The organism is Mycobacterium sp. TH-M103, assembly GCF_057473785.1.
The window spans coordinates 1-5170 of the sequence record NZ_JBYCLG010000055.1; the positions used below are offsets into that span (position 1 = coordinate 1).

Annotated in this window: 5 protein-coding genes; all 5 read left to right on the forward strand. The window is 74.4% G+C overall.

Annotated features, from left to right (window positions below; translation table 11 throughout):
* Positions 1-289 (forward strand): WXG100 family type VII secretion target (locus AC2VOR_RS02665; RefSeq protein ID WP_486963159.1); only part of this gene is annotated, 289 nt, incomplete at its 5' end.
* Between the two features lie 20 nt (positions 290-309).
* Complete coding sequence (locus tag AC2VOR_RS02670; protein ID WP_486963160.1) at positions 310-1170, forward strand: ESX secretion-associated protein EspG; 861 nt, start codon at positions 310-312, stop codon at positions 1168-1170.
* A gap of 42 nt (positions 1171-1212) precedes the next feature.
* Positions 1213-2634 carry a type VII secretion integral membrane protein EccD gene (eccD, locus tag AC2VOR_RS02675; RefSeq protein ID WP_486963163.1) on the forward strand — a complete coding sequence of 474 codons (1422 nt, stop codon included), beginning with the start codon at positions 1213-1215 and terminating at the stop codon, positions 2632-2634.
* On the forward strand, positions 2631-4031 hold the full coding sequence (gene mycP, locus AC2VOR_RS02680) for a type VII secretion-associated serine protease mycosin (protein WP_486963161.1): 1401 nt from the start codon (positions 2631-2633) through the stop codon (positions 4029-4031). The genes eccD and mycP overlap by 4 nt, the downstream gene beginning before the upstream one ends.
* Positions 4028-5005 carry a type VII secretion protein EccE gene (eccE, locus tag AC2VOR_RS02685; protein ID WP_486963162.1) on the forward strand — a complete coding sequence of 326 codons (978 nt, stop codon included), beginning with the start codon at positions 4028-4030 and terminating at the stop codon, positions 5003-5005. Before mycP ends, eccE begins: the two co-directional genes overlap by 4 nt.
* Positions 5006-5170: the final 165 nt, after the last annotated feature.

Below are 5170 nucleotides of genomic sequence, written 5' to 3' on the forward strand. Positions count from 1 at the left end.
GTCACAGATCATGTACAACTACCCGGCGATGCTGGCGCACGCCGCGGACATGTCCGGCTACGCCGGAACGCTGCAGGGGCTGGGCGCCGACATCGCCGGCGAGCAGGCGGCGCTGTCCAGCGCCTGGCAGGGCGACACGGGCATGACCTACCAGATGTGGCAGGCCCAGTGGAACCAGGCCATGGAGGACATGGTGCGGGCCTACCAGGCGATGGCCAGCACCCACGAGGGCAACACCTTGTCCATGTACGCCCGCGACGCGGCCGAGGCCGCGAAGTGGGGCGGTTAGGCACCGCGTCGCCGACGTCGATGAACACAGCACCCAACGCCGTCGAGATGACGGTCGACCAAGCGTGGTATGTCGCGGACACCACTGGGGCGGGAAACTTCCCCTGGGTTCTGGCGATCACCACCCCCTACCGCGACGCCGCGCAGCGCGACGACTTCTGCCGGCGTCGCAACGACGAGCTGACCCGGTTGGGTCTGCTGTCGGCCGAGGGTGTGGTCGACGCGGCGGTGGCCGACTGGGTCAGGGTGGTGTGCTTTCCGGACCGCTGGCTGGACCTGCGCTTCGTCGGCCCGCGTCCGGGCGAGTTGCTGCGCGGCGTGGTGGCCGGGCGCCCGGGCGTCACCGGCAAGACCATCGTGGCACTGCGCAGTGCGCAGCTGATCACGTTGACCGCCATGGACATCGAGGACCCCCGCGCGCTGGTTCCCGTGCTCGGGGCCGGGCTGGCGCACCGCGCGCCGGCGCAGTTCGACGAGTTCAGCATGCCGGCGCGTGTCGGGGCGCGGGCCGACGAGCGGCTGCGCTCCGGCGCCCCGCTGCCGGAAGTGCTTGACTACCTGGGTATTCCGCCCTCGGCCCGACCGGTGGTGGAATCGGTGTTCACCGGCCCGCGCAGCTACGTCGAGGTCGTTGCCGGTTGCCGCCGCGACGGGCGGCAGGCGACCACCGAGGTCGGCATGAGCCTGGTGGACACCACCGCGGGACGCGTGCTGGTCAGCCCGTCGCGCGCCTTCGACGGCGAGTGGGTCTCGACGTTTCGCCCGGGCACCCCGTTCGCGACCGCCGTCGCCGTCGAACAGCTCACCGCCCTGTTGCCGGACGCGCAGTGGTTTCCCGGCGAGCGGCTGTCCCGAGATTTTTCCGCAACGACACACAGATAGAGAAGAGAGCACGATGTCCCAGCAACCGTGGCGGGCCCAGTGATGTCCGGCGCCGTCATGCCGATCGTCCGCGTCGCCATCCTTGCGGACAGCAGGCTGACGGAGATGGCCCTGCCCGCCGAGCTGCCGCTGCGCGAGATCCTGCCCGCGGTCCGGCGTTTGATGGTTCCGGCGGCCTCCAACGGCCACGGCGACGCGCCCGGCGACGACGGGGCGGCCGTCCAGCTGAGCCTGGCGCCCGTCGGCGGCGCGCCGTTCAGCCTGGACGCCAGCCTGGACACGGTCGGCGTCGTCGACGGCGATCTGCTTGCGCTGCAACCGGTTCCGGTCGGGCCGGCCGCACCCGGGATCGTCGAGGACATCGCCGACGCCGCGATGATCTTCTCGGCCTCGCGGCTGCGGCCCTGGGGTGCCGCGCACATCGCGCGCGGCGCGCTGGCCGCCGCGATCGTCGTGGCCCTGGCGGCCACCGCATTGTCGGTCAGCTACCGGGCGGCGACCGGGGCAATGGCCGGGCTGGTCGGGGTCAGCGTGGTCGCGGCGCTGACCGCGGTGGCCGGCCTGCTGGTCACCGCGCGGTCGGCCCGCACCGGCATGGCGCTCTCGATCACCGCCCTGGTGCCCATCGCCGCCGCCCTGGCGCTGGCGGTGCCGGGCCCGTTCGGGCCGGCGCAGCTGGTGCTGGCCGCGGCCGGGGTCACGGCCTGGTCGCTGATCGCGCTGATGGTGCCCGGCGGCGAACGCGAACGCGTCGTCGGCCTGTTCACTGCGACGGCGGTGCTCGGCGCCGGCGTGCTGGTGGCCGCGGGCACCGAGATGTTCTGGCGGCTGCCGATGCTCACCCTCGGCTGCGGCGTGATCGTGGCGGCCCTGCTGGTGACCGTCGAGGCGGCCCCGCTCTCCGCGCTGTGGGCGCGCTTCCCGCTGCCGGTCATCCCGGCGCCCGGCGATCCCACGCCCTCGGCGCCGTCGTTGCGGGTGCTCGAGGACCTGCCGCGGCGGGTCCGGATCGGCGACGCCCACCAGAGCGGGTTCATCGCCGCCGCGGTGCTGCTCAGCGTGCTGGGCTCGGTCGCGATCGCGCTGCGGCCCGAGGCCGTCAGCGGCTGGGGCTGGTACGTGGTGGCCGCGACCGCGGCGGCGTCGGTGCTGCGTGCCCGCGTGTGGGACTCGGCGGCGTGCAAGGCCTGGCTGCTCGCCCAGCCCTATCTGGTCGCCGGCGTGCTGCTGGTCTGCTACACCGCGACGGCGCGCTACGGGGCCGCGCTGGGTGCGCTGCTGGTGCTCGTCGCGCTGTTGTCGGCGTGGCTGGTGGCGGCGCTGAACCCGGGCATCGCCGCGCCGGAGAGCTATTCGCTGCCGCTGCGCCGGCTGCTGGGCTTCGCCGCGTCCGGCCTGGACGCGTCGCTGATCCCCGTCATGGCGTACCTGGTCGGGCTGTTCGCCCTGGTGCTCAATCGATGATGCGGGCCGGATCGGCCTGCCTCGCGGCCGCGTTCGCGGCCGCGCTGTGGGGGTGTCCGCCGGCGTTCGCGATCGACACGCCGCAGGTGGACCCGGGGGTGCCGCCGCCCGCCGGCGCCCCGGGACCCGTGCAGCCGATGGAACAGCGCGGTCCGTGCAGCACCTCCGGGGTCATTCCCGGCAGCGATCCCGACGTGGTGTCGCCCAGTCAGGCGATGCTGAATCTGCCTGCGGCGTGGCAGTTCTCGCGCGGTGAGGGCCAGCTGGTCGCGGTGCTGGACACCGGGGTGCGGCCCGGTCCGCGGCTGCCGAACGTGGACCCCGGCGGCGACTTCGTGGAGACCACCGACGGCCTGACCGACTGCGACGGGCACGGCACCCTGGTCGCCGGGATCATCGCCGGCCAGCCCGGCCCGTCCGGCGCCGAGGGCTTCTCCGGGGTCGCGCCCGCGGCGCGGGTGGTGTCGATCAGGACGACGTCGGCGAAGTTCTCGCCCCGCACGCCGGGCGGCGATCCGCTGCTGGCACGGGCCGTCCTCGACGTCGCGGCGCTGGGCCGGGCCATCGTGCACGCGGCCGACCTCGGCGCCCGGGTGATCACCGTCTCGGCGATCACCTGCCTGCCCGCCGACCGCCCCGTCGACCAGGGCGCGCTCGGGGCGGCGCTGCGCTACGCGGCGGTCGACAAGGACGCGGTGATCGTGGCCGCCGCGGGCGACGGCGGGCCGGGCGGATCGATCGCCGGCGGCGCGCCGTGCGAGTCCAACCCGCTGACCGACCTGAGCCGTCCCGGCGACCCGCGCAACTGGGCCGGCGTCACGTCGGTGTCGGTCCCGTCATGGTGGCAGCCCTACGTGCTGTCGGTCGCTTCGCTGACACCGGAGAGCCGGCCGTCGACGTTCACGATGGCCGGGCCGTGGGTGGGCATCGCGGCGCCCGGGGAGAACATCGTGTCGGTGAGCAACGGTGACGGCGGCGGCCTGGCCGACGGCCTGCCCGACAACCACCAGCAACTGGCCGCGCTGAGCGGCACCGGTTACGCCGCCGGCTACGTGGCCGGGGTCGCCGCGCTGGTGCGCAGCAAGTACCCGCAGCTGACGGCCACCGAGGTCGTGCAGCGCCTCACCGCGACCGCGCACAACGGGGCCCGCGCGCCCTCCGACGTCGTCGGGGCCGGCAGCGTGGACCCGGCGGCGGCCCTGACCTGGCAGCTGCCCGCCGGCCAACGGGCCGGGGCGCCGGCCACCCGGGTGGCGGTGCCGCCGGCGCCGGCGCCGCCCGACACCACGCCGCGGACCGTCGCGGTGGCCGGTACCGCCGCGCTGGCCGTCGTGGTCGCGGCCGTCGCCGCTTTCACCGCGATCGGCGCACGCCGACGGAAGGAGTCAGTCAAGTGAGCCTGCTTCGCTCGATACCGGCGCCCGGACCCGGCCGGGTGACACTGGCGCTGCTGGCCGTGGTGCCCGCGGCGATGGCCTACCCGTGGCGGTCCGAGCGCGCCTACTGGCTGCTCGGCATCGCCGCCGTCGCGGTGGTCCTGCTGTTCGGGTGGTGGAAGGGGCTGTACTTCACCACGATCCTGCGCCGCCGGTTCGCGATCATGAGCCGCCGTAACCTCTACGTCCCGGACGCCGCGCCCGCGACCAAGGCGACCGCGCTGCTGCGGGTCGGGCCGCCGGTCGACGAGGCGGAGGTGCTGCCGCTGCCGCTGATCGCCCGGTACCTGGACTGCTACGGCATCCGGGCCGACGCGATACGGATCACCAGCCGCAGCGGCGGCGCCCGGGCACAGGAGACCTGGATCGGGCTCACGGTGTCGGCCGCCGACAACCTGGCGGCGCTGCGGGCCCGCTCGTCGCGGATCCCGCTGTCCGAGACCACCGGTGTCGCCGTGCGCCGACTGGCCGACCACCTTCGCGAAATCGGTTGGGACGCCGTGGTTGTCGGGCCCGAGGACGTCCCGAGGCTGCTGCCGGCCAACGCTCGCGAGACGTGGCGCGGGCTGCAGCGGGGCGCTTCGGATTACGTTGCGGTGTACCGGGTCTGCGTGGACGAGTCGCTGCCCGAGACCCTGGAGGCGATCCGGTCGCTTCCGGTGCGCGAGACGTGTACGGCGCTGGAGATCGCCGGTGACCGCGCCGGCCGGACCCTCGCGGCCGCCTGCGCCTTCCTCACCGAGTCGCCACCCGAGGCCGCCGCGCCGGTGCCCGGGCTGACCCCGCAGCGCGGCAACCAGGGCCCCGCCCTGGCGGCGCTGGATCTGCTGTCCACCCAACGGCTCGACGGGCACACCGCCGAACCGGCAGGCCTGCTGACGCGGCTGGACTGGCCCACGCCGGCAGCCGGCGCGCACCGGGCGGCGATCGACTGAACGCACCTGGCGCCGAAGGAATGACGATGCGGTGATCGCCTGTGACGCGGGCGCCGAACCGCGGTTCACCGCCGGCGGTGCCTTCACGTCAGGACGAACGCCTCGGCTGCACAGGTGGTTCCGGCCGGTCGAATCTGCAGGTTTCCTGTGCGTTGGTCTGCTCGG